The 24,782-nt window shown below is 72.0% G+C and carries 19 protein-coding genes; 11 read left to right on the top strand and 8 right to left on the bottom strand.

Going from position 1 to position 24,782, the window contains the following annotated elements; genetic code table 11:
* The first annotated feature begins 21 nt into the window (after positions 1 to 21).
* Together AB0M54_RS01850 and AB0M54_RS01845 are read left to right on the top strand one after the other, a co-directional pair.
* Positions 22 to 3,996: an ATP-dependent DNA helicase gene (locus AB0M54_RS01850; RefSeq protein ID WP_364469172.1), complete on the top strand. Its 3,975-nt coding sequence runs from the start codon at positions 22 to 24 to the stop codon at positions 3,994 to 3,996.
* Positions 3,993 to 7,388, top strand: coding sequence for an ATP-dependent DNA helicase (locus tag AB0M54_RS01845; RefSeq protein ID WP_364468604.1), 3,396 nt, complete (start codon positions 3,993 to 3,995; stop codon positions 7,386 to 7,388). The genes AB0M54_RS01850 and AB0M54_RS01845 overlap by 4 nt, the downstream gene beginning before the upstream one ends.
* Here AB0M54_RS01845 and AB0M54_RS01840 read toward each other — a convergent pair.
* Positions 7,359 to 7,751 (bottom strand): pilus assembly protein CpaE, encoded by a 393-nt coding sequence (locus tag AB0M54_RS01840; protein WP_364314384.1) that lies wholly within the window; start codon positions 7,749 to 7,751, stop codon positions 7,359 to 7,361. The genes AB0M54_RS01845 and AB0M54_RS01840 overlap by 30 nt on opposite strands.
* Positions 7,752 to 7,975: 224 nt before the next feature.
* Here AB0M54_RS01840 and AB0M54_RS01835 point away from each other — a divergent pair, with 224 nt between their 5' ends.
* Positions 7,976 to 8,179: a cold-shock protein gene (locus AB0M54_RS01835; RefSeq protein WP_364314386.1), complete on the top strand. Its 204-nt coding sequence runs from the start codon at positions 7,976 to 7,978 to the stop codon at positions 8,177 to 8,179.
* Positions 8,180 to 8,435: 256 nt separating this feature from the next.
* Positions 8,436 to 9,326, top strand: coding sequence for a hypothetical protein (locus AB0M54_RS01830; protein ID WP_364468602.1), 891 nt, complete (start codon positions 8,436 to 8,438; stop codon positions 9,324 to 9,326).
* Positions 9,327 to 9,332: 6 nt separating this feature from the next.
* Here the strand turns inward: AB0M54_RS01830 and AB0M54_RS01825 are convergent, their stop codons facing one another.
* From AB0M54_RS01825 to AB0M54_RS01810, 4 genes are read right to left on the bottom strand one after another with little or no spacing between them, the layout of a single operon-like run.
* On the bottom strand, positions 9,333 to 9,713 hold the full coding sequence (locus AB0M54_RS01825; RefSeq protein WP_364314390.1) for a hypothetical protein: 381 nt from the start codon (positions 9,711 to 9,713) through the stop codon (positions 9,333 to 9,335).
* A 5-nt stretch (positions 9,714 to 9,718) separates the two neighbouring features.
* Positions 9,719 to 11,833, bottom strand: coding sequence for a hypothetical protein (locus tag AB0M54_RS01820; protein ID WP_364314392.1), 2,115 nt, complete (start codon positions 11,831 to 11,833; stop codon positions 9,719 to 9,721).
* The gene (locus AB0M54_RS01815) at positions 11,830 to 13,119 is read right to left on the bottom strand and encodes a YqgE/AlgH family protein (protein ID WP_364314395.1); all 1,290 of its coding nucleotides are present in this window, start codon (positions 13,117 to 13,119) and stop codon (positions 11,830 to 11,832) included. The genes AB0M54_RS01820 and AB0M54_RS01815 overlap by 4 nt, the downstream gene beginning before the upstream one ends.
* Positions 13,120 to 13,122: 3 nt before the next feature.
* Positions 13,123 to 13,467: a hypothetical protein gene (locus AB0M54_RS01810; RefSeq protein WP_364314398.1), complete on the bottom strand. Its 345-nt coding sequence runs from the start codon at positions 13,465 to 13,467 to the stop codon at positions 13,123 to 13,125.
* 111 nt (positions 13,468 to 13,578) lie between these two features.
* On the opposite strand from AB0M54_RS01810, the gene AB0M54_RS01805 reads away from it, so the two are divergent.
* From AB0M54_RS01805 to AB0M54_RS01785, 5 genes are read left to right on the top strand one after another with little or no spacing between them, the layout of a single operon-like run.
* Complete coding sequence (locus AB0M54_RS01805) at positions 13,579 to 14,874, top strand: pitrilysin family protein (protein WP_364468600.1); 1,296 nt, start codon at positions 13,579 to 13,581, stop codon at positions 14,872 to 14,874.
* A complete protein-coding gene (locus AB0M54_RS01800; RefSeq protein WP_364468598.1) occupies positions 14,871 to 16,205 on the top strand; it encodes a pitrilysin family protein in 1,335 nt (444 codons plus the stop codon). The genes AB0M54_RS01805 and AB0M54_RS01800 overlap by 4 nt, the downstream gene beginning before the upstream one ends.
* Positions 16,205 to 17,170 carry an NAD(+) diphosphatase gene (gene nudC / locus AB0M54_RS01795; RefSeq protein ID WP_364468596.1) on the top strand — a complete coding sequence of 322 codons (966 nt, stop codon included), beginning with the start codon at positions 16,205 to 16,207 and terminating at the stop codon, positions 17,168 to 17,170. Before AB0M54_RS01800 ends, nudC begins: the two co-directional genes overlap by 1 nt.
* Positions 17,171 to 17,230: 60 nt before the next feature.
* Positions 17,231 to 17,692 (top strand): hypothetical protein, encoded by a 462-nt coding sequence (locus AB0M54_RS01790; RefSeq protein WP_364314409.1) that lies wholly within the window; start codon positions 17,231 to 17,233, stop codon positions 17,690 to 17,692.
* On the top strand, positions 17,689 to 18,051 hold the full coding sequence (locus AB0M54_RS01785; RefSeq protein WP_364314411.1) for a hypothetical protein: 363 nt from the start codon (positions 17,689 to 17,691) through the stop codon (positions 18,049 to 18,051). The genes AB0M54_RS01790 and AB0M54_RS01785 overlap by 4 nt, the downstream gene beginning before the upstream one ends.
* 5 nt (positions 18,052 to 18,056) lie before the next feature.
* Here the strand turns inward: AB0M54_RS01785 and AB0M54_RS01780 are convergent, their stop codons facing one another.
* Complete coding sequence (locus AB0M54_RS01780; RefSeq protein ID WP_364314414.1) at positions 18,057 to 18,302, bottom strand: mycoredoxin; 246 nt, start codon at positions 18,300 to 18,302, stop codon at positions 18,057 to 18,059.
* 82 nt (positions 18,303 to 18,384) lie between these two features.
* On the opposite strand from AB0M54_RS01780, the gene AB0M54_RS01775 reads away from it, so the two are divergent.
* Positions 18,385 to 20,529, top strand: coding sequence for an ATP-dependent DNA helicase UvrD2 (locus tag AB0M54_RS01775; RefSeq protein ID WP_364468594.1), 2,145 nt, complete (start codon positions 18,385 to 18,387; stop codon positions 20,527 to 20,529).
* 542 nt (positions 20,530 to 21,071) lie between these two features.
* Positions 21,072 to 21,431 (top strand): WhiB family transcriptional regulator, encoded by a 360-nt coding sequence (locus tag AB0M54_RS01770; RefSeq protein WP_364314422.1) that lies wholly within the window; start codon positions 21,072 to 21,074, stop codon positions 21,429 to 21,431.
* Positions 21,432 to 21,950: 519 nt separating this feature from the next.
* On the opposite strand, the gene AB0M54_RS01765 is transcribed toward AB0M54_RS01770, so the two are convergent.
* Positions 21,951 to 23,297 carry an AarF/ABC1/UbiB kinase family protein gene (locus tag AB0M54_RS01765; protein WP_364468592.1) on the bottom strand — a complete coding sequence of 449 codons (1,347 nt, stop codon included), beginning with the start codon at positions 23,295 to 23,297 and terminating at the stop codon, positions 21,951 to 21,953.
* Between the two features lie 105 nt (positions 23,298 to 23,402).
* The gene (locus AB0M54_RS01760) at positions 23,403 to 24,689 is read right to left on the bottom strand and encodes a DUF1479 domain-containing protein (protein ID WP_364468590.1); all 1,287 of its coding nucleotides are present in this window, start codon (positions 24,687 to 24,689) and stop codon (positions 23,403 to 23,405) included.
* Between the last annotated feature and the right edge of the window lie 93 nt (positions 24,690 to 24,782).

The raw sequence follows: 24,782 nt of genomic DNA, 5'->3' as shown, positions 1-24,782 counted from the left end.
CGTCGCCCGGCGTTTCGTCTGGTGCGCCGGCCGCCCGCCGCGGTTCCCGTGCTGCGCGCCGACCCGCTCCAGCAATACGTGATCGGCCACACCGACGGCCCGCTGCTCGTCCTCGGCGGCCCCGGCACCGGCAAGACGACCACGCTGGTCGAGGCGGTCGCCGCGCGGATCGCCTCCGGCGTCGACCCCGAACGCATCCTGGTCCTCACCTTCGGCCGCCGGGGCGCGGCGTCCCTGCGCGACCGCATCGAGGCGCGCACCGCCGGCGACGAGCGACGCATCGTGCACGAACCACTGGTCAGAACCTTTCACGCGTACGCCTTCGGCCTGCTCCGCCGCTCTGCCGCCGAACGCGGCGAACCGTCCCCGCGCCTGCTCACCGGCCCCGAACAAGACCTGATCATCCGCGAGCTGCTGGCCGTCGTCGGCGAGGAACCCGACCCGTACGGCTGGCCCGACGGCCTCCGCCCCGCCCTGCCCACCCGGGCCTTCGCCCAGCAGTTCCGCGACCTGATGCAACGCGCGGCCGAACGCGGCGTCGCCCCCGTCGACCTGGCCCGCCTGGGCGAGCGCCTGGGCCGCGACGACTGGCCCGCCGCGGCCCGCTTCATCCGCGAATACGTCGCCGTGCTGGCCCTGCGCGACGTCACCACCAGGGGCTCGACCGCCTACGACCCCGCCGAGCTGGTGCGCGCCGCGTCCGGCCTGCTCACCGACGACCCGTCCCTGCTCGAGGCCGAACGCCGCCGCCTCTCCTATGTCTACGTCGACGAGCTGGCCGACACCGACCCCGCCCAGATCGAGCTGCTGTCCCTGGTCGCCGGCGGCGGCGTGCCCCTGGTCGCGTTCGCCGACCCCGACTCGTCGATCTACGGCTTCCGAGGCGCCGACCCCGCCGTGGTGCAGTCTTTCCCCCACCTTTTCCGTACGCCGTCAGGCGCCCTGGCCGAGACCCTGACCCTGCACACCAGCTACCGCGCAACCACCCCCCTCCTGACCGCCACCACCAACGTCACCACCCACATGCGCGGCCCCCAACGCCACCGCCACCTCCACACCCCACCCCCCGCCACCTCGCCCGAAGCCGCCCCACCCGGCGCGGCCTCGCCTGGAGCCGGTGCGGCCTCGTCGTTGCAAGGCGGTGCCACGGCGCCTGCTCGCATTCCGGGCCAAAGCACCTCACCAGCGACCGACGATCTCTTTCCCTCGGCCGTCACCTCTTCTTCTGCACCCAGCGATGCCTCTGCGGCCACGCCTCCCTCCGCGACGCCCGGCCCTGAGACCGGGGCGGACGCAGGTGACGCTGGTGATCAGACTGCGGCGAGTCCGAGCGGCCCGAGCGTGGCAACTGCTGGTGGCGAGGGTGGCGCGTCGATCGCCCAGGGAGCGTCCGACGCGGCGGGTGGCGCGACGTCGGGTGCGGCGGCGGAAGTGCGGACGTTCCGGTCGCCCAGCAGCGAGACCGGGTACATCGCGCATGTTCTGCGTGAGGCGCACCTCATCCATGGGGTGCCCTGGTCGCGGATGGCCGTCCTGATGAGATCGACCTCGTTGCAGCTGGCTTCGTTGCAGCGGGGGTTGACGGCCTCGGGGGTGCCGACCGTCACCCACGCCGAGGATCTGCCGCTTCATCTGCAACCCGCGGTGGCGCCGTTCCTGCTGCTTCTGCGCTGTGCGCTCGACCCGGCGCTCCTTGACGAAGAGGCGGCGGTCGCCCTGTTGCACTCGCCGCTGGGTGGGGCCGATCCGCTGGCCGAGCGGCGGCTCCGCCAGGGGCTGCGCGCGCTGGCGCTGGCCGCGGGGGACCGGCGACCCTCCGGTGAGCTGCTGCTCGACGCCGTCCGCGACCCGGCCGGCCTGGACATGGTGGAACGCCGCTGGGCCGCGCCCGCCCAGCGGGTCTCGCGCCTGCTGGAGGTGGCGCGGGAAGCCGCCGCCGAACCGGGCGCCTCGGCCGAGCAGGTGCTGTGGACGGTCTGGCGGGCCAGCGGCCTGGCCGACCGCTGGTACGGCCTGAGCACCCGCATCACCGCGATCGACCCGGCGGCGGACGGCGGCCGGGCCCGGCAGTGGCGGGCCGAAGCCGCCGACCGCGACCTCGACGCGATGGTGGTGCTGTTCGACGCCGCGGCCCGTTTCGTCGACCGGCTCCCCGGCGCCCGCGCCGAGGTGTTCCTCGACCACGTGCTCGCCCAGGACCTGCCGGCCGACTCGATCGCCCCCAGCGCCGACCGTGGCGACGCGGTCCGCCTGCTGACCGCCCACGCCGCCAAGGGCCTGGAGTGGGACGTCGTGGTCCTGGCCGGCGTCCAGGAGGGCATCTGGCCCGACCTGCGTCTCCGCGGCAGTCTGCTCGGCTCCGAACGTCTGGTCGACTACCTGGCCGGCCGCGCCGCCTCGGGCGCCGAGGCCGTGGTCGGCCAGACCTCGGCCCTCCTCGACGAGGAACGCCGCCTCTTCTACGTGGCCGCCACCCGCGCCCGCCGCAAGCTGGTCGTGACCGCGGTCGCCTCCTCCAGCGTCGGCAACGCCGACGGCGAGGAACAACCGTCCCGCTTCCTCACCGAACTGGCCGGCCGCCCCGAGGCCCCGCCCCCGGACGACACCACCCCACCACCGATCGACCCGGACGACCCCGGCCCACCCGAACCCCCGGCCCCCGAAGACGGAGGCCCCGACACCCCGGATCCCGACGACCGGGGCCCCGACGCAAAAGACCCCCAGGCAGAAGACCCCCACGCAAAAGACCCCGACGACCGAGGACCCGACGCAGCCGGCGACCCGACACCGGCCGACACCGGCGACGACGCCGTGACCGACGACACCGTGTCCGGGTTCTCACCCGCCGCGGCCTGTGGACAACCGACGAAATCGTCGGAGTCGACGGCTACGTTGGCGCCCACCCAGTGGAAGGGTGGGGGAGGTGGCGGTGCGCGCGCGGCGGATCTTTCCGGCGACGAGCACGACGAGCACGACGAGGGCTCAGAACAAAGAGCGGTCGAGGTCGGGGCGGGCCAGGCGCCACGGGCGCTTACGCTGGCGGCATTGGTGGCTGAGTTGCGTACCGTCGTGGTCGCCAAGGACCAGGCGCCGAGCCGGCGCCGCGCCGCGGCCGAGCAGCTCGCCAAGCTGGCGCGGGCCGGAGTGCCGGGCGCGCATCCGGACGAGTGGTGGGGCCTCAAGGGCCTGTCCGACGACCGGCCGCTGGTCGACCCGGGCGAGCCGGTCAAGGTCACACCGTCGTCCATGGAGTCGGCGTTGCGGTGCAGCCTGCGCTGGCTGCTGGAACGGCATGGTGGCGCGGCGCCGCCGGGCCCGGCTCAGGGGGTCGGCAACCTGGTGCACGCGGCGGCCATGCTGGCTGAGGACGCCAACGTCGATCGGGAGCGGCTGGTCGAGTATGTGTCGGCGCGGTTCGACGCGATCGAGCTGGCCGCCCGGTGGCTGGCGGGGCCGGAGCAGGAACGGGCCCAGGGCATGGTGGACAAGCTGCTGCGCTGGCTGGCCAAGAATCCGCGGCGGCTGCTGGCCATCGAGCATGAGTTCACCGTGCGGCTGGATGACCCGGAGCGGCCGGTCCAGCTGACCGGGCGGGTCGACCGGCTCGAGGTGGACGAGCACGGGCGGCTCGTGGTGATCGACCTGAAGACCGGTAAGTCGACCGCGGTCACCGCCTCCGACGTGGCGGGGCACGCCCAGCTGGCGGGCTATCAGGCGGCCGTGGACGCGGGGGCGTTCGACGGGGTGCACGAGAGCCGGGAGAGTGGCGGCGCCGCGCTGGTGCAGCTCGGGCCGAGCAAGGACGCGCGCGAGCAGATGCAGGTGCCGCTGGCCGAGGCGGACGATCCGGAGTGGGCGTACGCGATGGTCCGCCGCACCGCCGACACGATGGCCGCGTCCACCTTCTCCGCGGTGGCCAACAACCGGTGCCGGGTGTGTCCGGTCCAGACCAGCTGCCCCATCTCGGGGCGGGGCAGACAGGTAGTAGAACCTTGACCCAACCGTCCCTGTTCACCGAGGGGCCGCCCCGCCCGCGACGCCAGGCCGACGCCGGACCCCGCTACACGCCGCTCGAACTGGCCCGCCTGTTGCGCCTGCACGCGCCGACGTCGGAGCAGACCGAGATCATCTCGGCCCCGGTGGAGCCGATCCTGGTGGTCGCCGGCGCGGGCTCGGGCAAGACCGAGACGATGGCGTCGCGGGTGGTCTGGCTGGTCGCCAACGGGTACGTCCACCCGGATCAGATCCTCGGCCTGACCTTCACCCGGAAGGCGGCCGGCGAGCTGGCGCACCGCATCCGGACCCGGCTGGGTCAGCTCGTGCGCCGCCTGGGCCGCGACGACGCCCTGGCCGGTGAGGCCACCGTCGCCACCTACCACTCGTACGCCGCCCGGGTCGTCACCGAGCACGGCCTGCGCGCGGGCTTCGAGCCGTCGGCCCGGCTGCTGACCGAGGCGGCCCGCTGGCAGATCGTGGATTCGCTGGTCCGCTCGTACACGGGCGAGATGACCGGCCTGAACCGCGCCCCGGGCACGGTGACCGACGATGTGCTGGCGCTGGCCGGCGAGATGGCCGAGCACCTGATCGGCCCGGACGAGCTGGCCGCGTGGACCGGCCGGTTCATCGGTGAGGTGCGGTCGCTGCCGGGCCGGGTCTACAAGGACGTCACCGACATGCTCCAGCGGCAGCTCAACCGGCTCACCCTGCTGCCCCTGGTCCGGCGCTACGACCAGCGCAAACTCGACCTGGAGGCGATGGATTTCGGCGATCAGATGGCCCGGGCGGCGCGGGTGGCCCGAGACCATCCGGAGGTCGGCGAGATCGAGCGCGGCCGCTTCCGGGTGGTGCTGCTGGACGAGTACCAGGACACCAGCCACGCCCAGGTGGTGATGCTGAACGCGCTGTTCGGCGGCGGCCACCCGGTGACCGCGGTGGGCGACCCGTGCCAGTCGATCTACGGCTGGCGGGGCGCCTCGGCGGGCACCCTCGACCGGTTCCCGGGCGAGTTCGCGCGCACGGACGGCCGGGACGCCCGGGTGCTGACGCTGAGCAAGTCGTGGCGGAACCGGCCGGAGATCCTGGACGTGGCCAACGCGTTGTCCGAGCCGTTGCGCGCGGCCGGCGCCCGGGTGGCCGAGCTGGTTCCGGCGCAGCGGACCGCCGATGGCGTGGGCGGACGGACGGTGACGTGTGCGCTGCTGCCGACGTACGTGGACGAGGCCGAGTGGATCGCCGACTCGATGCTGACCGCGTGGCGGATCGCCGCCGGTCGGCGGGACGCTCCGGCCGCCGAGATCCCGGTGGAGATGCGGCCGACCAGCGCGGTGCTGGTGCGGGTGCGCAGCCAGATCGCGGTGCTGGAGGAGGCGTTGCGGGCGCGGGGCCTGCCGGTCGAGGTGGTCGGCCTGGGCGGTCTGCTGGACACCCCCGAGGTACGCGACGTCGTGTGCACGCTGCGGGTCCTGGCCGATCCGGCCGACGGCGCGTCGCTGCTGCGCCTGCTGACCGGCGCCCGCTGGCGGATCGGACCGCGTGACCTGGTGGCGCTGCACCGCCGCGCCCGGTCGCTGGCCGCGGCCCGGGCGGCGGCCACCGCGAAGGAGGAGGACGAGATCGTCGGCGATCGGCTGGACGACGCCACCCTGGTCGAGGCGATGGCCGATCTGGGGGCGGCGCAGGTCTACTCGGCCGAGGGCTACGCGCGGCTGCGGGCGTACGCGAGGGAAATGGCCGAACTGCGCAAGCGCCTCGACCAGCCCTTGCCCGACCTGGTCGCGGACATCGAGCGGACGATCGGCCTGGACGTCGAGGTGGCGGTCCGCGGCTGGCAGGCGGGCGACGCCGGGCTGGCCCGCGGTCACCTGGACACGCTCGGCGACGTGGCGGCGCGCTACGCGGGCGACTCCGACGGCGGCACCCTGGCCGGCTTCCTGGCCTTCCTGGCCGCGGCCGAGGAGGAGGAACGCGGCCTGGAGCCGGGCCAGGTCGACGTGGTCGAGGGCGCGGTGCAGATCCTGACCGCGCACGCCGCCAAGGGCCTGGAGTGGGACGTGGTCGCGGTGGCCGGCCTGGGCAAGGGCATGTGGCCGGGCCTGGTCCGCAGCTCGGACCACTACCTGATGGGCATCGGCGTGCTGCCGTTCCCGCTGCGCGGCGACTCGGACGGGCTGCCGCGGCTGGACCTGTCCGAGGCGGTCGACCAGCGTGGCGCCGCGACCGCGCTGGGCGCCTTCGCGGCGGATTGGCGCGAGCACGACGAGCGGGAGGAACGACGGCTGGCGTACGTGGCGGTGACCCGTCCCCGCCGGCTGCTGCTGTGCTCGGCCTACTGGTGGGGCGACGGCGTGAAGAAGCCGCGCGGCCCGTCGGTGTTCCTCGACGAGATCCGGGAGAGCTGCCTGGCCGGCGCCGGGGTGGTCGACGTGTGGACGCCGGAGCCGGCGCCGGACGCGACCAATCCCAGCGCCGAGCTGGTGCCGTCGGCGGAGTGGCCGGCCGACCCGCTGGGCCTGCGCCGCCCGGCGATGCAGGCGGCGGCCGACCTGATCCGCCGGATGATCACCAACCCGGAGGCGGACGCGGCCACCGCCTTCGCCGAGCTGGCCGAGGCCGACCCGTCGATCGCCGAGCGCGCGGGGCTGGCGGCCGACATCGTGGGAATTCCCGACAAAGACGGGGGAACTCCCGAAAAAGCCGACAGCGCGATCGAGCGTTGGCGCACCGAGGCCACCATGCTGCTGGCCGAGCAGAGTGAGCGGGCCCGGCAGGACGGCCCGTTGCCTGTCGCCGTGCCCCCGCACCTGTCGGTGTCCCAGCTCGTGGTGCTGCGCCGCGACCCGGAGCAGCTGGCCCGCTCGTTGCGCCGCCCGCTGCCGCAGCGGCCCACCCCGTACGCCCGCCGCGGCACCGCCTTCCACGCCTGGCTGGAGCAGCGGTTCGGTTCGATCCGGCTGATCGACTGGGACGAGCTGCCCGGCGCGGCCGACGACGACGCGGCCGGTGACGAGGAGCTGACCGCCCTGCAGGACGCGTTCCTGGCCGGCGAGTGGGCCAACCGGACGCCGGTCGAGGTCGAGGTGCCGTTCGCCACCACGGTCGCCGGTGTGGTCGTGCGGGGCCGGATGGACGCGGTGTTCGCCGACCCGGGCGGCCGGTTCGACGTGATCGACTGGAAGACCGGCCGCCGCCCGGGACCGGCCGAGGCGGCCGCCTCGGCCGTGCAGCTGTCCGCGTACCGGATCGCCTGGGCCTCGCTGGCCGGCGTGCCGGTGACTCATGTGCGGGCCGGCTTCCACTACGTCCGGGAGGGCGCCACGGTCCGCCCGGCCGACCTGATGGAGCCGGCCGAGCTGGCGGCGCTACTCGAAGACCTCCCCGAGCAGGCCTAGCAGCGCGGCGGCGTAGGCCTCCTCGGCGGAGGGCCCGGTGAACACCTCGGTGGTCCGGACCGAATAGCCGTCGTCCGTACGGTGAAGGCTCCGGAACGTCCCGCCGAGCAGATCGCGCAACTGGTCCTCGCGCGGGAGCCAGACCGTTTCTTCGAGCTCCACGTCGTCCAAGGCCCACTCGGTGGTGCCGTTGAATCCGATCACCCGTCCCTCGGGCACCTGGTGCACCTCGATGGTCATGTCGCTGAGCACGAACACCTCGTCGTCGAGGTCTCGATCGGGGATGGTGAACCGGTCGCCGGGGCCCGGTTTCCACTCCAGGCCGGCCTCTTTGAGCTGCTGTGCCATCTGCACGCCGATCATCGGACGGCTCCCTTCACCGTGTTACGCTCGCCCCGTTGTCAGTTTGGTTCCCAAGTACCTAGGAGCGCCTGTGGGGATTCTGCCCCAGGTGCTCTTTGTCGTAACCCGGTCTTCCGGTGCGGGCGATCAGTACGACAGCACGAGACTCACGAGGTGTGGGTCTTATTACCTTCGTCCTCGCTAACTTGGAGCTGCGAGGGCGATCGACCGTGGAGGACACGATCATGGTTACAGGCGTTGTGAAGTGGTTCAACGCGGACAAGGGCTACGGGTTCATCACCCCGGAGGACGGCGGCGCTGACGTCTTCGCCCACTTCTCCGCGATCCAGAGCAACGGTTACCGGAGCCTGGACGAGAACCAGCGGGTCGAGTTCGAGGTGACCCAGGGCCAGAAGGGCCCGCAGGCTGCCAACATCCGCCCGCTCTGACCCTTCAGACGAGCAAAACCCCAGGTCGGCGCCGTCTCCCCAAGTGGGGGCACGGCGCCGCTTGCATTTGTTCGCAGTCAGAGGCAACCAACCGCCTCGCTGCGGCGTCATAGGGGTATGCAGACCGCACGCCGTGAGTTGACCTTCGTGCTCGGCCTCGCCCTGTCGGGCGTGACGCTGGTGATGCTGGTGGCTTTTGCCCCCTGGTACAACCTCGTGCTGAGCTGATTAACCTTCGTGGTGTTCACTGGACGACGTGAGTGACGGCACGACACCCCTTGGTCCCTGGCAACGGTCAGGTTCTTCGTGGGCTTCGGGCACGGTCACCGCGCCCCCTCCACCGCCTGACCTGCCGCCGCCGCCCGCTCCGCCGAAGCCCGGCGGCAGCGGCCCGGCCCGGCGCAAGCGCCAGATGCTCATCTTCGGCGGTGTCGCCGGTGCCATCCTGGCCGTCGGCCTGACCATCATCCTGATCGCGGCGTTCTCCGGCTCCAGCAGCCCGTTCGGCGGGGGCAAGGCCGACGCGCCGACCGACGTACGCCCGCCGCTGGCCCAGATGTGCCCCGCGCCGACCGTGCAGCCCAGCGACCCGCCCCCGGCCGGCCCCAGCGCCGCCCCGCCGGCGCCGGCCGGGCCGCGCACGGTCGACGAGGAGGCCGGGATCTCCTACAACGCGTACGGCGCGCCCTGGGAGCGCTGGCACGAGGTGTGGAAGGCCGGCACGCTCGAGGTGCCGTACAAGGTCGGGCAACACTTCGTGACCGAGGAGTACTCGGCCGGGCAGTACCACGCGTCGATCCTGTCGGCGGCGGTCCCGGCCGCGGACAACGACGCGGTGACGTTCAACCTGGAGTGCGTGGGCAAGCAGGTGGCGGCCGACGTACGGGCCGAGTACTACCCGCAGCCGAACACCATGGATCCGCTGCGCGACGGGCTGACCCGGCTGGGCGGCCGGCCGGCCTACGTGGCCGAGTTCCGGTTGCACTTCTCGGCGGCCGGGCTCCAGGCCAAGGACGAGCGGTCGGCGGTCGCGGTGATCGATGTCGGCAAGCCGACCGCGGCCGTGCTCTACATCTCGATCCCGGGCACGCACAAGCAGTTCGACTACGTCATCGACGACGTGCTGAAGTCGGTGCGCCCGCTGTAGCGAACCTCAGGCGGCGGTGAAGGCCTCGGCGGCCTCGTGCAGCGCCTTGACGGTCGCCGGGTCGCCGCTCGACTCGCGCAGCGCGCGGGCCGGAACCACCCCGGCCGGGCCGACCTCGCGCAGCCAGAACGCGGCCTGGGCGGTGCGGTTGACGGTGTGGAAGAGGCTGATCAGCTCGGCCGCGGCGGCCACCCGGCGCGCGGCGGTGTCGCTGCTCAGGACCGGCCCGGCGGCCCAGGCCCGGAACTCGCCGACCGAGTTGGCCCCGGCCAGGTAGGCGGTCAGGTCTTCACCGAGCACCTCGTCGCAGACCTCGACATTCGCCGAGACCTCGCTCGCGCGGAGCGACGGGCGCAACAGCGAAGGGCGTAACGCGGTCGCAGTCATGCCGTCTACGTTATCTCTCCGCGACCATCCGGGCGAGCGCCCAGAAATAGATCATTGACGTGGTCGGCCAGCACGTCGAGGGCCGGTTTGCCCATCTCGATCGCCGCCACGAAGGCCGCCCACGAGTCCAGCGGGAAGTCGTCGACCCGCGGCATGGTCGCCGAGGTCAGATAGACCGGCAGCAGCATCGCGTTGTGGAACAGCCACGGCACGTAGCTGCCGTCCGAGTCCCAGCCGTGCAGCTCGCGCGTGCGGTAGAGGTGTTCCCGCAGCTCCTCGCGGCTGGACCAGCTCAACATGTGCGCGTCGTGCTTCAGGTTCTTGATGTACGGGTTGAAGAGGTGCCCGGGCCCGAAGCCGAACGTCTGCCGCCACGACGCCCAGAGCAGCGCCTCGTCCCGGCCGCCGAGCGTCAGCACGTCGCCGGTCTGGCTCTCCAGCAGCATGCTGTTCAGGTACGGCCACAGGGTCAGCGGGATCAGCAGCCGGCTCGCGTCGGTCCGCAGCATCGCCTGCACGATCGGCCACGCGTTGGCCTCCAGCGCGTCCCAGTCGGCCAGGTGTGGCACCGCCTTCACCGCGGCCAGCATGCTGTACAGCGACGGGTTCCGGTCGCTGTAGAAGAGGCGCCGGGCCACCCCCCACGGATCGGTCGGCCGGAGCAGAGATTCCGGTGATGGGGTACGCGGCAGGCGCTGGCTCTGCTCGACGAACTCGCCCAGGCTGACGAACCGGACCCCGGCGCCCTGCGCGCTGTAGCCGATCCAGCGTTGCAGGTCGGCCCGGAAGCCATCGGGCGACTCGGCGGTGCGGGTGCCCACGTCGTCGAGCACCATCCGCACCTCGACGCCGAGCCGGGCCAGCGACCCGGCCACGAAGGCCTGCACCATGTGGATCACCGAGGCGCGCGGGCGCAGCCGGACCGGCCACAGCACCCGGGCCGGCCGCCGGGTGCCCTGCTGCTGGTTCACCCAGCCGAACCGCCGCTCGAGCTGGAGCAGCAGCCCCGGCACGTCGGCGGGCGGCGCCGAGTCGGGCTGGGTGACCAGCTGCCGCTCCCACTTGTGGTGCCGGATCATGTGCCGCCGCCCGGCGACCCGGGCCGGCACCAGCACCCCGGCGCGGTCGGCCAGCGCCGGGAACAGCCGCTCGGTGTCGATGCCGGGGAAGCACTCCACGTCCGTACCGGTCAGCGCCTTCAACCGCTCGCCGACCCGCAGCGCCTGGTCGGGGTCGGCGTCGAACAGGCCCCACAGCACCCGGATCCGGCGGCGCCGGGCGACCAGCGCGATCGCCGAGGCCAGGGTGCCGGCCCAGTCGGTGCTGCCGAGCACGCACACGGTGTCGCCGCGGATCAGGCTCGCGGTGCCGTCGACCAGGTCGGTGGCGGCCATGATCCGGGCCGGGTCGTGCAGCAGCCGCGGACCGCGGACGTGCAGCGTGGGCCGCCAGAACCCGTGCACGTGGAAGACCCGGATCGCGCCGTCCGCGCCGGCCGACGCGCCGTACCCGCCGCCCAGGTCCAGCGGCAGGCTGACCGCCAGGCCACCGGCGTGCCGGACGGCCAGCTCGATCAGCGGGTCGAAGTTGGTGGTGATCACCCGGTTGTCGAAGGCCACCGCGGTCTGCGCCAGCAGGTGTCCGAGCGCCTGCACGCCGCGCGGCAGCTGCCAGCCGTAGCGCTCGTTCTCCAGCGCCTCGCCGACGCCACGCTCGACGCGCTGGCCGAGACCGCGGGTGGCCAGCGGCGACTCCATCGGGTCCTCCGGCGCGTACGCCTTGAGCACGGCCTGCTGCGCGATCACGTCGAAGGCGCCGGCCGAGACCCAGTCCGAGAAGACCCGGCGGTACGCCCGGTAGATGTCGATCGACGGCGCGTTGCCCAGCCGCGCCCGGGCCTGGGCCAGCGCCCGTTGCAGCGAGCCCTCGTCGTTGCGGCCGGCCGCGTACTGGTCGGCGATCTCCAGCAGCCCGGGCACCCGCGGTACCACGCCGGCCGACACGCCCGAGCCGAGCATCAGCGTGATCTGCTCGGAACCGGTCAGGCTGGCCGACAACCGGGCCAGCAGCAGCGCCTCGCCGGTGCTCAGCTCCTCGTCCGGGCCGTCCACGCCGGTCATCGGCCCGCCTGCAGGTTGTGCCACAGCTCGCCGGGCCGTTCGGTGAACACCTGCCGGGTCGGCCGCCGGCTGACGATCAGCTCGCCGCGCTCGAGGTGGTCCTCCAGCTCGCCGGGCCGCCAGCCGAGATAGCCGACGAACACGCGCATGGTGTCGACGGTGTCGGCCAGGTCGTCCGGCGCCTCGGACAGCGCCATCGTGCCGAGCCGCTCGTCGGAGTCACGCTCGCGCAGCGGGGTGAACCGCAGCGGGTGCGGCGCGCCCGAGCGCAGCATGGTCAGCACGATGTAGCCGTCCCGAGCCACCGGGCCACCGTGGAAGAGCATCGCCGGGGTGCTGATCAACGAGCGCCAGGCGGCCGGGAACTCGGGCGGGACCTCCCGGTCGGGGCGGGTCAGGCAGACGCCCAGCGCGCCGGTCGCGTTGTGCCGCAGCACCAGGATGGCCCGCTGCCCCAGCTCGTCGTCGATGAACCAGGGCGCCGCGTAGAGCACCGTGCCGGCCAGGTCACGCCGGGGCAGGCGAGCATTGTGCACCAGCGCGATGGCGGCGCCGTAGTCGCGGGCGCGCATCTCGGGGCGTTCGAAGCCGCGGCGCAGCATCGAGTCGCGTACCGAACGCCAGATGGTCTCCACGGTCAGAGCCGGCGGCGTCGCCTCCCGCGGAGCGGGCTGGTAGCCCTCACGCAGGAACCGCAGCAGCTCGCCGGTGAACGCGGTGTGGATCTCGCCGTGCGGCGCCCGCGCCCGCCGGTTGGCCGGCGCCGAGACCACCAGGCAGGTGCCGTCGGTGGCGGCCTTGTCGGCCACCGCGTCGGTGCCGGTGAAGCCGGTGCCCAGCTCGGCGTCGGCCCGCCCGGAGTAGCAGCAGTCCAGGATGACCAGCCGGCGCCGGGCCCGGGTGCCGGCCACCGCCCAGCGGATCCAGTCGTACGGCAGCCCCTCCTCGTGCGGCGCGTCCGGGTCGCAGGCGGACAGCGCGAGGATCAGCTTGTCGTCGTCGGCCGGGTCGACCAGCCCGTGGCCGGAGAAGTAGACCAGCAGCAGGCCGTCCCGCTCGGTCGCCGCGGCGGCCTCACGCACCACCCGGCTGACCTCGCCCGGGCTGGCCGGGTCGAGCAGCACGTGGCAGTTCTCCGGCGGCACACCCCAGTAGTCCACGTCCTGCAACAGGTCGCCGAAGCCGGCCACGTTGTTGCGCACCGCGGGCAGCTGCGGCAGGTGCTGATAGCCGGACACGCCGATGAGGACGACCTGGGACAGCGCCGGATTGGCGACCTCGCTCATGACCTATGCCCGCTCCAGCTCCCGAAGCGCGGTCTCCAGCGCCTCCGGGGTGGACGCCTCGATGCGGGTGGTGGAACCGTCCGGGTGAACGTGGGTGACCACCAGCTCGGGCGGGCGCGGCCGGGACTCACGCCATTGTTTGATCGCGAGCACCAGCTGGGCGGCCGAGAACCCGGAGCCGATCACCAGCGTGAGCACGTCGATCAGCGGGCCGAGTTCCTCGGCGTCGTCGTTCTCGGCGCGGGCCAGCCGGCCGTCGGCACGCGCGCCCGGCTCCTCGCGCAGCCATCGGAACAGCGACTCGGCGTCGGCCTCGGCATCGCACGTCAACTGCAGCTGAACTGCCATCGAGAAATTGAACCCCTTCGTTGCCTGGACCCAGCGAAAGTTAGCACCGCGGTTCCAGGCACTTACGTGGCCCGCCGCCGGCCGGGCTAGATTCATGGTGTGGTGCGCAAAATGAAGATTCCCGCGACCAAGTATCCGGTCGAACGACTCACCCTCGACAACGGTCTGCGGGTGGTTCTGTCACCCGATCGCAGCGCTCCGGTGGTCGGTGTGGCCGTGGTCTACGACGTCGGCATCCGCTCCGAACCCGAGGGGCGCACCGGATTCGCGCACCTCTTCGAACACCTGATGTTCCAGGGGTCGGGCAACATCGACAAACTGGAGCACGCCCGCCATGTGCAGGGGGCGGGCGGCAGTTTCAACGGATCCACCCATCTGGACTACACCGACTACTACGAGGTGCTGCCGGCCGGCGGGCTCGAGCGCGCGCTGTTCCTCGAGGCCGACCGCATGCGCGGGCCCCGGCTCACCGAGGAGAACCTCCGCAACCAGGTCGACGTGGTCAAGGAAGAGATCCGGGTCAACGTCCTGAACCGGCCGTACGGCGGCTTCCCCTGGCTCAAGCTGCCGCCGGTGATGTTCTCGACCTTCCCCAACGAACACGACGGGTACGGCTCGTTCGCCGACCTCGAGAGCGCCACGCTGGCCGACGCCGAGGAGTTCTTCGAGCGCTACTACGCCTGCGGCAACGCGGTGCTGTCGGTGGCCGGCGACTTCGACCTGGCCAAGGCGACCGAGCTGGTCAAGAAGCACTTCGGTGACGTGCCGGCGCGGCCGGCCCCGGAGCGCCCCGACTTCGACGAGCCCGACCTGACCGCCGAGCGCCGCGAGGACTACACCGACCGGCTCGCGCCGCTGCCCGCGGTGGCCAGCGGCTGGCGGGTGCCCGACCCGATCGGCGACTTCGCCGGCTACCTGCCCTACGTGGTGCTCGCCGAGGTGCTCACCGACGGCGACGCCTCGCGCCTGGTCGACCGGCTGGTGCAGCGCGACCGCACGGTCACCAGCATCGGCGGCTACCTCGGTTTCATGGGCGACGAGTACGCCGTCCGCAACCCGACCGCGCTGCTGCTCCAGGCCCATCTGCCACCCGGCGGGGACACCGAGAAGGTGCTGCGGACCGTGGACGAGGAGCTCGAACGGCTGGCCGCCGACGGGCTGCGGCCGGGCGAGCTGGCCCGTACCCAGGCCCGCATCGCGACCCACCACCTGCGCGAGGTCGACGGCGTGCTCGGCCGGGCCCAGCCGATGGCCGTGCTCGAGCAGCAGCGGGGCCGGCCCGAGCTGATCAACGAGGTGCCGAAACTGATCGGTGAGGTGACCGAGGAGCAGGTCGTGGCGGCCGCCGCCACCCTGCGCCCGGAACGCCGCGCCACCATCGAGGTCAAGCCGGGAGCCGGAGCATGAGCGCGCACGATTCCTCGACCAGGCACAGCCTTCCCGGCCTGGCGGCGGACGCCAAGATCAAGCTGCCCCGGTCGGCCGAGCGCACCCTGGCCAGCGGCCTGACCGTGATCGCCATCCGGCGGCCCGCGGTCCCGCTGGTCGAGCTGCGCCTGCGGGTGCCGTTCGGCCGGGCCCCGCTGCCCCGGGCCACGCTGCTGTCCCAGGCCCTGTTCACCGGCACCGGCGACATGTCCAGCGTCGAGATCGCGGCCGAGCTCCAGGCGGTCGGTGGCGGGCTCTCGGCCGGCCTCGACCCCGACCGGCTGCTGATCACCGGCAACGCGCTGGCCGCCGGCCTCGACCGGACGCTGGAGATCCTGGCCCAGGTGCTGACCGACCCGGCGTACCCGGCCGACGAGGTGGGCACCGAGCGTGAGCGGCTGGTCGACCACATCCAGGTCGCCCAGAGCCAGCCGGGCCACCTGGCCCGGACGGCGCTGCTCAAGCGGATCTACGGCCGCCACCCGTACGCGGTGCAGACGCCCGAGCCCGAGCAGGTCCGCGGCGTACGCCCGGCCCAGCTCCGCGCCCTGCACGCCGACCGGGTCCGGCCCGACGGCGCGGTGCTCGTGCTGGTCGGCGACATCAACCCGGAGAAGGCGATCGACGCCGCCGACAAGGCCCTGGGCAGCTGGACCGGCCCCGGCAAGGACGGCAACGTGCCGCCCATCCCGGCGTTGGAGACCGGGCCGCTGCTGCTGGTCGACCGGCCCGGCTCGGTGCAGTCGTCGCTGCGGATCGCGCTGCCCGGCGTCCCGCGCACCGATCCCGACTACGCCGCGCTGCTGCTGGCCAACCTGGTCTTCGGCGGCTACTTCTCGTCCCGCTGGGTCGAGAACATCCGGGAGGACAAGGGCTACACGTACGGGCCGGCCAGCTCGATCGAGCACTTCGTGGCCGGGTCGTCGCTGGTGGCCGCGGTCGAGGTGGCCACCGAGGTGACCGGGCCGTCGCTGCTGGAGACGGTCTACGAGCTCGGCCGCATCGCCAGCCTCCCGCCCGGCGAGGACGAGCTCGAGCAGGCCCGGCGGTACGCGCTCGGCACGCTCCGGCTGGGCATGTCGACCCAGGCGGGCCTGGCCGGCCTGGCCAGCATGTACGCCAGCTTCGGCCTCCGTCTCGACTACCTGGTCCAGCACTCGGCGGCGCTGGCCGCGGCCACGCGTGAACAGGTCGCCGAGGTGGCCTCGCGTCACCTGGCGCCGGCCCGGGCGGTCACGGTCGTGCTCGGCGACGCCGACCGGGTCGAGGGCCAGCTCGCCGCCCTGACCACGGTGGAACGCGGGGCCTGATGACGCCGCCCTCCGCCGACCACCGCGGCGAGCGGATCCCGCCGCTGGCCCGCACCACGCTCGACCGGGCCGCCCATCACCGGCGCGACCCGGACTGGCTCGCCGCGGCGGCCAAGTCCGGGCTGGTCCTGGTCGTGGACACCGCGGCCGGCGGGCGGGCGCTGGCCCAGGACAACCCGGACGGCTCGGCCTCCCTGGTGCTGCTCGACCCGGCGACCGCCCCGGACGGCGACCGGTACTTCCTCGGCGTCGACCCGGACGGCACCCCGCTCTTCACCGTGGACGCGCCGCTGCCGGCGATGACCGAGGCCAAGGGCGTGACCCTGCGCGACGTCGGGCACCGGCTCGACGACCGGGACGCGGGCCTGTTCAGCGCGGCCGCGGCCCTGGTCAACTGGCACGTCTCCCACCTGTTCTCGCCGAGATCGGGCAAGGCGACCGAGGTCACCGAGGCGGGCTGGTCACGCACCGACCCGGACGGCAAGCAGATGTGGCCGCGCACCGACCCGGCGATGATCGTGCTGATCCACGACGGTGTCGCCGGGCCGGGCGGGCGCTGCCTGCTCGGCCGCAACGCCCAGTGGAAGTTGCCGGACGGCAGCCTGCGCTTCTCGACGCTCGCCGGGTTCGTCGAGCCGGGCGAGTCGGCCGAGGCCGCCGTCCACCGCGAGGTGCTCGAGGAGGTCGGGGTCAAGGTCCGCGATCTCCGGTACGAGGGCAGCCAGGCCTGGCCGTACCCCGGCTCGCTGATGCTGGGCTTCACCGCCCGGGCCGACGCCGCCGATCCGATCGTCGTCGACCCCGACGAGATCGCCGAGGCACGCTGGTTCACCCGCGAGGAGATAGCCGCGATGCGTGCCGACGAATACCACGACCCGACGACCGGAGCGCCCGTCCGGTTGCCGATGAGCGCTTCGATCGCGCTCTATCTGATCGAGACCTGGCTGGGCGGTTTCGACCGGTAGGGGAACCTGTTGATGGCGGTATCCCGGTCCTGATCCCCCGAAGTCCGTAAAGTCCGCTATGTGATCTCGACTTCGGCTGGTCAGCTGGTGCTGACCTCACTGCGGGACGAGGACCGGGCGCCCGTCCAGGCCCGCCCCGGCCCGGCCCGGCTGATGCGTGAGGTGTTCGCGGTCGCGGTCCGGCGCTGCTTCGCCGGCCGCGACCCGCGGGACGTCACGCCGTACGTCCGGGGACTGCTCCAACGGCGGGACGTGCGGACCGACGGGGTGACCGCCCGCGAGCTGGAGGCGGTCATCCGCTCCGTGCTCGGCGACGCCGACCTGGTCGCCGGCATCCCGGACGAACGCCGCGTCGGCATGATGATCATGGTGGTCGGCGACCTCGCTCAAGGCGCGGTCGCGGACGGTGCGATCAACGACGCCGAGCTGCTGGAAGCGCTGGTGGCTCAGGCCGAGACCCGGGTGGCGCGCTTCGACCCGCCGGCCGACGGCCGTCCCTGGCGCCGGAGCGCGGTCCGATGACCGCTCTGGCCTTCCTCCGCGCCACCGCCACCAACACGGTCGCGCCCGAACCGCCCGGCGAGCACGCCGACGAGATGTTCGCCGCGGCCTTCCGGGCGGCGGTCAAGCTTCGGTTCCGTACGGACGCGCCGCTGGCCGCGGTCACCGGCTCGGTGCGGGCCGCCACCCGCCGGCACGGTGAGCTGGTGCCGGTGCGGGAGGCGGAGATGTTGATCCGGTCGGCGCTGGGCGAGCAGGTGCCGATCGCGGAGATCGACCGGTCGTCCACGGTGCGGACACACGTGCTGCTCTTCGCCGCCCTGGTCGAGGAACTCGCCCTGACCGACGACGAGCTGGACGAGTTGCTGGCCGGCCTGTGAGGTCTCTAAGCCGCCTTGATCGCCTCGAGGTGCTTCTTGACCTCGACGATGCTGGGGTTGGTCAGCGCCGAGCCGTCGTCGAACTTCAGCGTCGGAACCGTCTGGTTGCCGCCGTTGACGCCCATCACGAACTCGGCGGCGGCCGGGTCCTGCTCGATGTCGACCACGTCGTAGGCGATGCCTTCACGGTCCAGCTGCGTCTTCAACCGGTAGCAGTAGCCGCACCACGTGGTGGAGTACATGGTCAACATCGGTCGGTCTTCCCTTCGGCCAACTCACTCGGAACGGTGCCTTCCGGGAGAACGTCGTACCCGGGTGCCATGATTCCCGACTGTGACAGCGGAACGTGTGCTCGCCGGGCTCGATCCCGATCAGCGTAAGGCGGTGACCGCTCCCGCGGGACCGGTCTGCATCCTGGCCGGCGCGGGCACGGGCAAGACCAGGGCGATCACCCACCGCATCGCCTACCGGACGACCACCGGCGAGATCAGCGGCCGACACGTTCTGGCCGTCACCTTCACCGCGCGGGCCGCCGCCGAGATGCGGGCCCGGCTCACCGGCCTGGGCGCCGCCGGGGTCCAGGCCCGCACGTTCCATTCGGCCGCGCTGCGGCAGGTGCGCTACTTCGCGCCGCGGCTGCTCGAGGGCCGGGCGATGCCCGAGCTGCTGGAGAGCAAGGCTCGGCTGGTCGCGCTGGCGGCGGCCCGGGTCAACGTCCGCGCCGACCGCACCGGCGCCCGCGACCTCGCCTCCGAGATCGAGTGGGCCAAGTCGTCGCTGGTCGAGCCCGGTGAATACGCGGTGGCCGCGGCCAAGGCGCTGCGCGAGCCGCCGTACGACCCGGCCAAGGTCGCCGACGTCTTCTCCGCGTACGAGGACATCAAGCGCCGCCAGGGCGTGATCGACTTCGAGGACATGCTGCGCGCCGCGGTCTGGGGCATCGAGGAGCACTCCGACGTCGCCGAGCAGATCCGCGCGCAGTACCGCCACTTCGTGGTGGACGAGTACCAGGACGTGAACCCCCTCCAGCAGCGCCTGCTCGACACCTGGCTGGGCGGCCGCGACGACCTGACCGTGGTCGGCGACGCCAGCCAGACCATCTACTCGTTCACCGGCGCCACCTCGGCGTACCTGATCGACTTCCCCCGGCAACGGCGTGACGCCGTGGTGGTCCGGCTGGTCCGCGACTACCGCTCCACGCCCCAGGTGGTCGGCCTGGCCAACGCGGTGATCAAGCAGGCCCGGGGGAGTGAGGCCAAGCTCCGGCTGGAACTGGTCGGGCAACGGCCGCCCGGGGCCGAGCCCGAGCTCAAGATCTTCCCGGACGAGCCGGGGGAGGCGGTCGCCGTCGCCCGCCGCTGCAAGGAGCTGATCGGCACCGGCACCCCGGCCAGCGAGATCGCGGTGCTGTTCCGCACCAACGCGCAGTCCGAGACGTACGAGAAAGCGCTGGCCGAGGCCGAGGTGCCCTACGTCGTCCGGGGCGCCGAGCGGTTCTTCGAGCGGGCCGAGGTGCGCCAGGCGATGGTCGCGCTCCGGTCGGCCACCCGGTCCACCCCCGGCGAGACGCCCCTGGTGCTCGCCGTGGTCGAGGGGCTCTCCGCGCTGGGCTGGGCCCGCGACCAGCCGCCCGCCGGTGGCGCCGCCCGCGAACAGTGGGAGGCGCTGGCCGCCCTGGTGGCGCTGGCCGAAGACTTCGCCAAGGCGCCGGCCATCCAGCAGGTCGGTGAGGCCGTGGCGATACAGCGCGACCCCTCGCTCACCGATTTCGTGGCCGAACTCGCGCGCCGGGCCGAGCAACAGCACGCGCCCACCGTCGAGGGGGTGACGCTCGCCTCGCTGCATTCGGCCAAGGGCCTGGAGTGGGACGCGGTGTTCCTGGTCGGGCTCTCCGACGGGACGCTGCCGACCACGTACGCGAAGACCAACGAGCAGGTCGAGGAGGAAAGGCGCCTGCTCTACGTCGGGGTCACGCGGGCGCGGCAATGGCTCTGGCTCTCGTACGGGCAGACCCGCTCCGGCGGCGGCCGCGCCCGTCGCCCCTGCCGTTTCCTGCCCCAGCTGGAGCGTCGCGGCAGCGGCGGACCGGAGCGCGCCGGGGTGTCCAGCGTGAGTCGGAAACCTGACCGCCGATCCAAGGTCTCGACCTGCCGGATCTGCGGCGCGACCCTGCTCGCCGGCGCCGACCGCAAGCTCGGCCGCTGCCCGACCTGCCCGTCTGACATCGACCAGGATCTATACGATCGGCTCACCGAGTGGCGCACCCGAATGGCGTCCGAACTGCAGGTTCCCAAGTACGTGGTGTTCACCGACGCCACCATCGTGGCCCTGGCCGAACGCAAGCCCTCGACCCCACCGGAACTGCTCGCGATCGCCGGTATCGGCCCCCGCAAGCTCGGCCAGTACGGCGCCGCTGTCTTCGCTCTGGTGGCTGGTCGGAGCCCCGATGATCTTGCCCAGGAAAACTTTGAAAACTAGTCCGTTAATTCGTTTGCTCTCGCTGCTACGCGAGGCATAGCCTCAGTGCACACCTTGAGGAGCGCACCTGCTCCATGGGGTTCCAGAAGTCAGATCGAGCGCAACACATTGGAGGAGGTGGCACTGATGGAGACCTACACGACTGGACGACCGTCCGTGTTGCTGGCTCCTGCTTGCGCTTGGTCGCCCGTGTCTGCTTCGGCATTCCGGGCTCCGCTTTCGCAGGTGCACCAGGTCCAGATCCAGGCCGAGCTGGGTCAGGCCATGCGGCGCGACGAAGGCATCAGCAACAAGGTGACCCTCAAGGGTCGCAATGGGTTCGTGGGCAGCAATGGGTCCTCTGTCGTGAAGACGGATGGTGCCAGCGGTGTCCCGCCTCGAGGAAGGCCGGTCTGATCCACAGACCTAGCCGGCTCACCTCGAGGCCGCGGAACCCGATTACCGGGATCCGCGGCCTTACTTATTTCCCGGCCCTACAACCGGGATGCCACACCTGTACGGCGATCCAGAAGATCGATCGAAGAGAGAGGTGACCGGGCTTTATGAGTCTGGCGCTGGCCCCGCTCGACGTGAGCGTCGAGATCGAGGCAAACCTGCCCTGTCGGAAGTTCGACCCGGACCTTTGGTTCTCCGACTCACCCGCCCAGCTTGAGCTGGCCAAGTCGCTCTGCGGGGACTGCCCGCTGCGCGTCGAGTGCCTGGCTGGTGCGGTCGAGCGTGCGGAGCCCTGGGGTGTCTGGGGCGGCGAGATCTTTGAGCGTGGCGCCGTGGTTCCGCGCAAGCGGCCCCGTGGTCGTCCGCGTAAGGCGGACGTCGCTCGCGACGCCGAGCTCAAGGCACAGACCGAGGAGCGTCTCGCGGCCAACGGCCTCGAGCGCGACGCCGTCCGACTGGCGGCATGACGACATGACCACGACCACCATCCACACCCCGACCCGAAAGACGACTGAGATGACTTCGAATGGATCCGCGAAGATGAGACTCATCCAAGAAGCGCTGTCCCGAGCCCGAATGCGTCGGCCTCAGGCCAACCCTGAGGCGCACCGCTCCGCTCGCCGAGTAGCCATGGAAGCGCGTCACCGCGCCGCTCGGGAGCTGGGTGGTCGTCCGTTCTGATCGACAGCTCAAGCTTCACCCACAGGAAAGGCCCCGTCGGCACGGACGGGGCCTTTCCCCATGCCCGCCCTTCGAGTGCCGCCGGGCCTTGGCGTGCCGCCGGGCCTTCGCGTGCCTCGGCTCTACAGCGTCCGCCCGGCTTCGCGTGGCGCCTGGCCGACACCCATGACGCCGGCGGCGGCTGAACCGGGGCGGGCGCCTAGCTGGGTTCGCAGCCGGTTGGGCTGCTCCACCCCGAATCCTGACCGCGCCGAGGACTCATCGCGTCAGTGGCTCGTTCTTCGGCGGGCGGATTTCCGCGGCGTTCAGGCGACCGGGGCGAAGCCGGGGAGCCACTTCTGCAGGATGGCCCGGTAGGGGGCCTTGGCCTCGAGTTGGGACAGGACGCCGATCGAGCCGATCGTGACCCGGTGGATCAGGAGGTAGGACGGCGGCAGGTTGAGTTTGCGGCTCAGCTGAAAGGCCGGCGACCGCGGGTTGGACAGGCGTTGCGCCTCGCCGCGCATCCAGGCGCGGGTGAAACGGAACTCGTCGACCGCGACCGGCTCGATCATCGGCCGGAGGAAGGTCAGCACCGCCTCGGCGTCGATGTCGTCGTCCGGTTTGATGAAACCCTCGTCGCGCAGCCCGTCCGCGACGCCCTGCGCGTCACCGGCCAGGGCCAGCCGGACCAGCCGCCCGATGGGTTCCGGATGGCCGCCGGGCAGCCGCGCCACCGCCCCGAAGTCGATCACGCCAAGCCGCCCGTCCGGCAGGATCCGGAAGTTGCCCGGGTGTGGATCAGCGTGCAGCAGCCCGCAGCGGCCCGGCGCCGAGAAGTGGAGCGTGGCCATCAACCGGCCCGCTTCGTCCCGCTCCTCCTCGGTGCCGTCGCTGATCACTTTCGCCAACGGCGTGCCATCGACCCACTCGGTGACGAGCACCCGCTCGGCATGGGCCAGAACCCGCGGTACATAGATGTCATCGTCGCCCGCGAACGCCTCGGCGAAGATGGCCTGCGATTCCGCCTCCATCGCGTAGTCGAGCTCTTCGACGATCCGCGCACGCAGCTCGTTGACGAGTGGCTTGATGTCCATGCCAGGCTGGATGATCTTGAACATCCCGGCCAGCCGGGACAACTGCTTAAGGTCGGAGACCAGCGCCTCGGCCGCCCCCGGGTATTGGATCTTGACCGCTACCGGCACCGTCTTCGGCTTGGCGCCCTTCCGGCTGGGCGGCAACTTCCAGACCGCCCGGTGCACCTGCCCGATGCTCGCGGCGGCCGCCGGCGAGTCGTCGAACTCGGTGAACCTCTCTCGCCAGTCGGCCCCGAGCTGCTCGGCGAGCGCCTTGTGCACGTTCGCCACCGGCATCGGCGGCGCCGCCTCCTGGAGCTTTGTCAGTGCCTGCCGATAAGGCCCCGCCATCTCGTCGGGCATCGCGGCCTCGAGCACGGACAGCGCCTGCCCGAACTTCATCGCCCCGCCCTTGAGCTGCCCCAACACGCTGAACAGCTGCTCGGCCGTCCGCTGCTGAATGTCGGCCGAGATGACATCGGCCGCAGCACCCACTGCCCGCTTGCCCAGCCCCAGAGCAGTCCGCCCGGCAAACCCGAGCGGCAGAGCGGCCAGCCTGGCAGTACGGGCAGCCGCCCGCCGAGGTATATCGCTCATCCGATCATTGTTACCGACCAGCAGGGCATCGTCCGCCCGGTGCGCTCTATATGCCGTCTCCTAACCCAAAAGTCCGTTTCACCCAGTGCCGTTCGGGGCAACCGATCAGGCCAGGCCGAGGCCACGCCGCCCGGTCGGGTTGAGGTCGGCCTCCTGGAAGCGGTTGGCCCAGGTCTGCTCGTAGTGTTCGGCCGGGAAGTCGCTGGGGCTCTCACCCGAGGCGAAGGCCGCGCGGACGTTGGCGGCGTAGGTCTCGTTGCGCGGGCACCACGGTGCCGCGGGGATGTACATGACGTTGCCCCAGCCACGCTGGTTCTGGACCGGAGCGACGCTGTGGATCATGTCGCAGTGCCACCAGACGGAGTCGCCGGCGCGGACGTCGGGGATGCCGGACAGGGCTTCCATCAGGAGCGGGTGCCACTTGTCGTTCGCCGGGAAGACCTGGTTGACGGTCACGCCGCACATGTCGTCGTCGGGGACGTCGCTCAGCAGCGGGCGCAGCATCAGGTAGGCCATCGCGCCCGGGATCGGCACCGTGTGCAGGACGCCCTGGTCATGGTCCATGTCGGACAGGGCGGTCCACCCCTGGAAGGTGCGGAACGCCGAGCACATGGTCGAGCCCGGGTACTGCGGGCCGGTGGTCCGGTGGGCGGCGTCCCACGGGTCGTACTGCTCGACGCTGCCGTCGAACAGGTGACGGAACGTCTTCTGATAGGCCTCGGTCATCCACAGGTCGAGCGTTCCCGGGTCGAGGTGAGTACCCAGGCCCTGGGAATCAGCCCCCTCGGGGCGCCGGCGGATGCGGTCGGGGTAGAGCGAGTCGCGCTCGGGGTCGAACCACCGCACACCCTCGGACTCGTGCTTCCACTGCGAGTTCAGGAACGCCTGGACGGTCGCCATCCGGTCGCTCTGCCGCGCCTGCATCTGGGCCGGCGACCAGTAGATCGGGTAGATCTCGGGCTTCGACCCGACGCTGCCGAAGAAGTCGTCGCCGGGGCCGCGGTAGTTCTCGAAGAACCGGTTGCTCTCGACGTAGTCGACGATGTCGCTGTCCCAGCCCAGCGCCTGCTCGCGCGCGAAGTGCCCGCGCACCACCAGGCAGCCACGCCGCCGCAGCAGCGCCACCTGGTCTGCCGTCACCGCGCCGGAGGCGATGTCGGCGTAGTCGATCACCGGCCAGACCGTTTCGCCGCGCTCCCGCGCCGCCCGGATGTCGTCGACCTCGGCCCGGACGCGCTCCTCGACCACCGCGAAGATCTCGTCGACCGTGCGGCCGGACGCGGCGATGCGCGCCCGCAGTGCCGTCTTGATCTCACGGATGGCGGCCTTCAGGTCGGCCGGTGTCTCTTCCCAATGAGGCAGGGCGGGCAGGGTCATGGTCGGCGCGGCCACGGCGGTCAGCTCCTTCTGGTCAAGGCTCTTTACTTGAAAGGAGCATACGGGGTGGCGCACTTTCTAGGCAAGGGTCCTGTCTAGAATCTCCGG

Origin of the sequence: Actinoplanes sp. NPDC051470 (assembly GCF_040682035.1) — a bacterium.
GTDB lineage: Bacteria > Actinomycetota > Actinomycetes > Mycobacteriales > Micromonosporaceae > Actinoplanes.
The sequence above is the reverse complement of the archived record's forward strand: the minus strand, read 5'-3'. Positions and strand labels throughout refer to the sequence as shown.

Coding starts and splice junctions, on each gene's coding strand:
- AB0M54_RS01840 (WP_364314384.1), bottom strand. CDS start 7,751: ATGATCGGCGTGCAGATGGCACAGCAGCTCAAAGAGGCCGGCCTGGAG.
- AB0M54_RS01835 (WP_364314386.1), top strand. CDS start 7,976: ATGGTTACAGGCGTTGTGAAGTGGTTCAACGCGGACAAGGGCTACGGG.
- AB0M54_RS01825 (WP_364314390.1), bottom strand. CDS start 9,713: ATGACTGCGACCGCGTTACGCCCTTCGCTGTTGCGCCCGTCGCTCCGC.
- AB0M54_RS01820 (WP_364314392.1), bottom strand. CDS start 11,833: ATGACCGGCGTGGACGGCCCGGACGAGGAGCTGAGCACCGGCGAGGCG.
- AB0M54_RS01815 (WP_364314395.1), bottom strand. CDS start 13,119: ATGAGCGAGGTCGCCAATCCGGCGCTGTCCCAGGTCGTCCTCATCGGC.
- AB0M54_RS01810 (WP_364314398.1), bottom strand. CDS start 13,467: ATGGCAGTTCAGCTGCAGTTGACGTGCGATGCCGAGGCCGACGCCGAG.
- AB0M54_RS01805 (WP_364468600.1), top strand. CDS start 13,579: ATGAAGATTCCCGCGACCAAGTATCCGGTCGAACGACTCACCCTCGAC.
- AB0M54_RS01800 (WP_364468598.1), top strand. CDS start 14,871: ATGAGCGCGCACGATTCCTCGACCAGGCACAGCCTTCCCGGCCTGGCG.
- nudC (WP_364468596.1), top strand. CDS start 16,205: ATGACGCCGCCCTCCGCCGACCACCGCGGCGAGCGGATCCCGCCGCTG.
- AB0M54_RS01785 (WP_364314411.1), top strand. CDS start 17,689: ATGACCGCTCTGGCCTTCCTCCGCGCCACCGCCACCAACACGGTCGCG.
- AB0M54_RS01780 (WP_364314414.1), bottom strand. CDS start 18,302: ATGTTGACCATGTACTCCACCACGTGGTGCGGCTACTGCTACCGGTTG.
- AB0M54_RS01770 (WP_364314422.1), top strand. CDS start 21,072: ATGAGTCTGGCGCTGGCCCCGCTCGACGTGAGCGTCGAGATCGAGGCA.
- AB0M54_RS01765 (WP_364468592.1), bottom strand. CDS start 23,297: ATGAGCGATATACCTCGGCGGGCGGCTGCCCGTACTGCCAGGCTGGCC.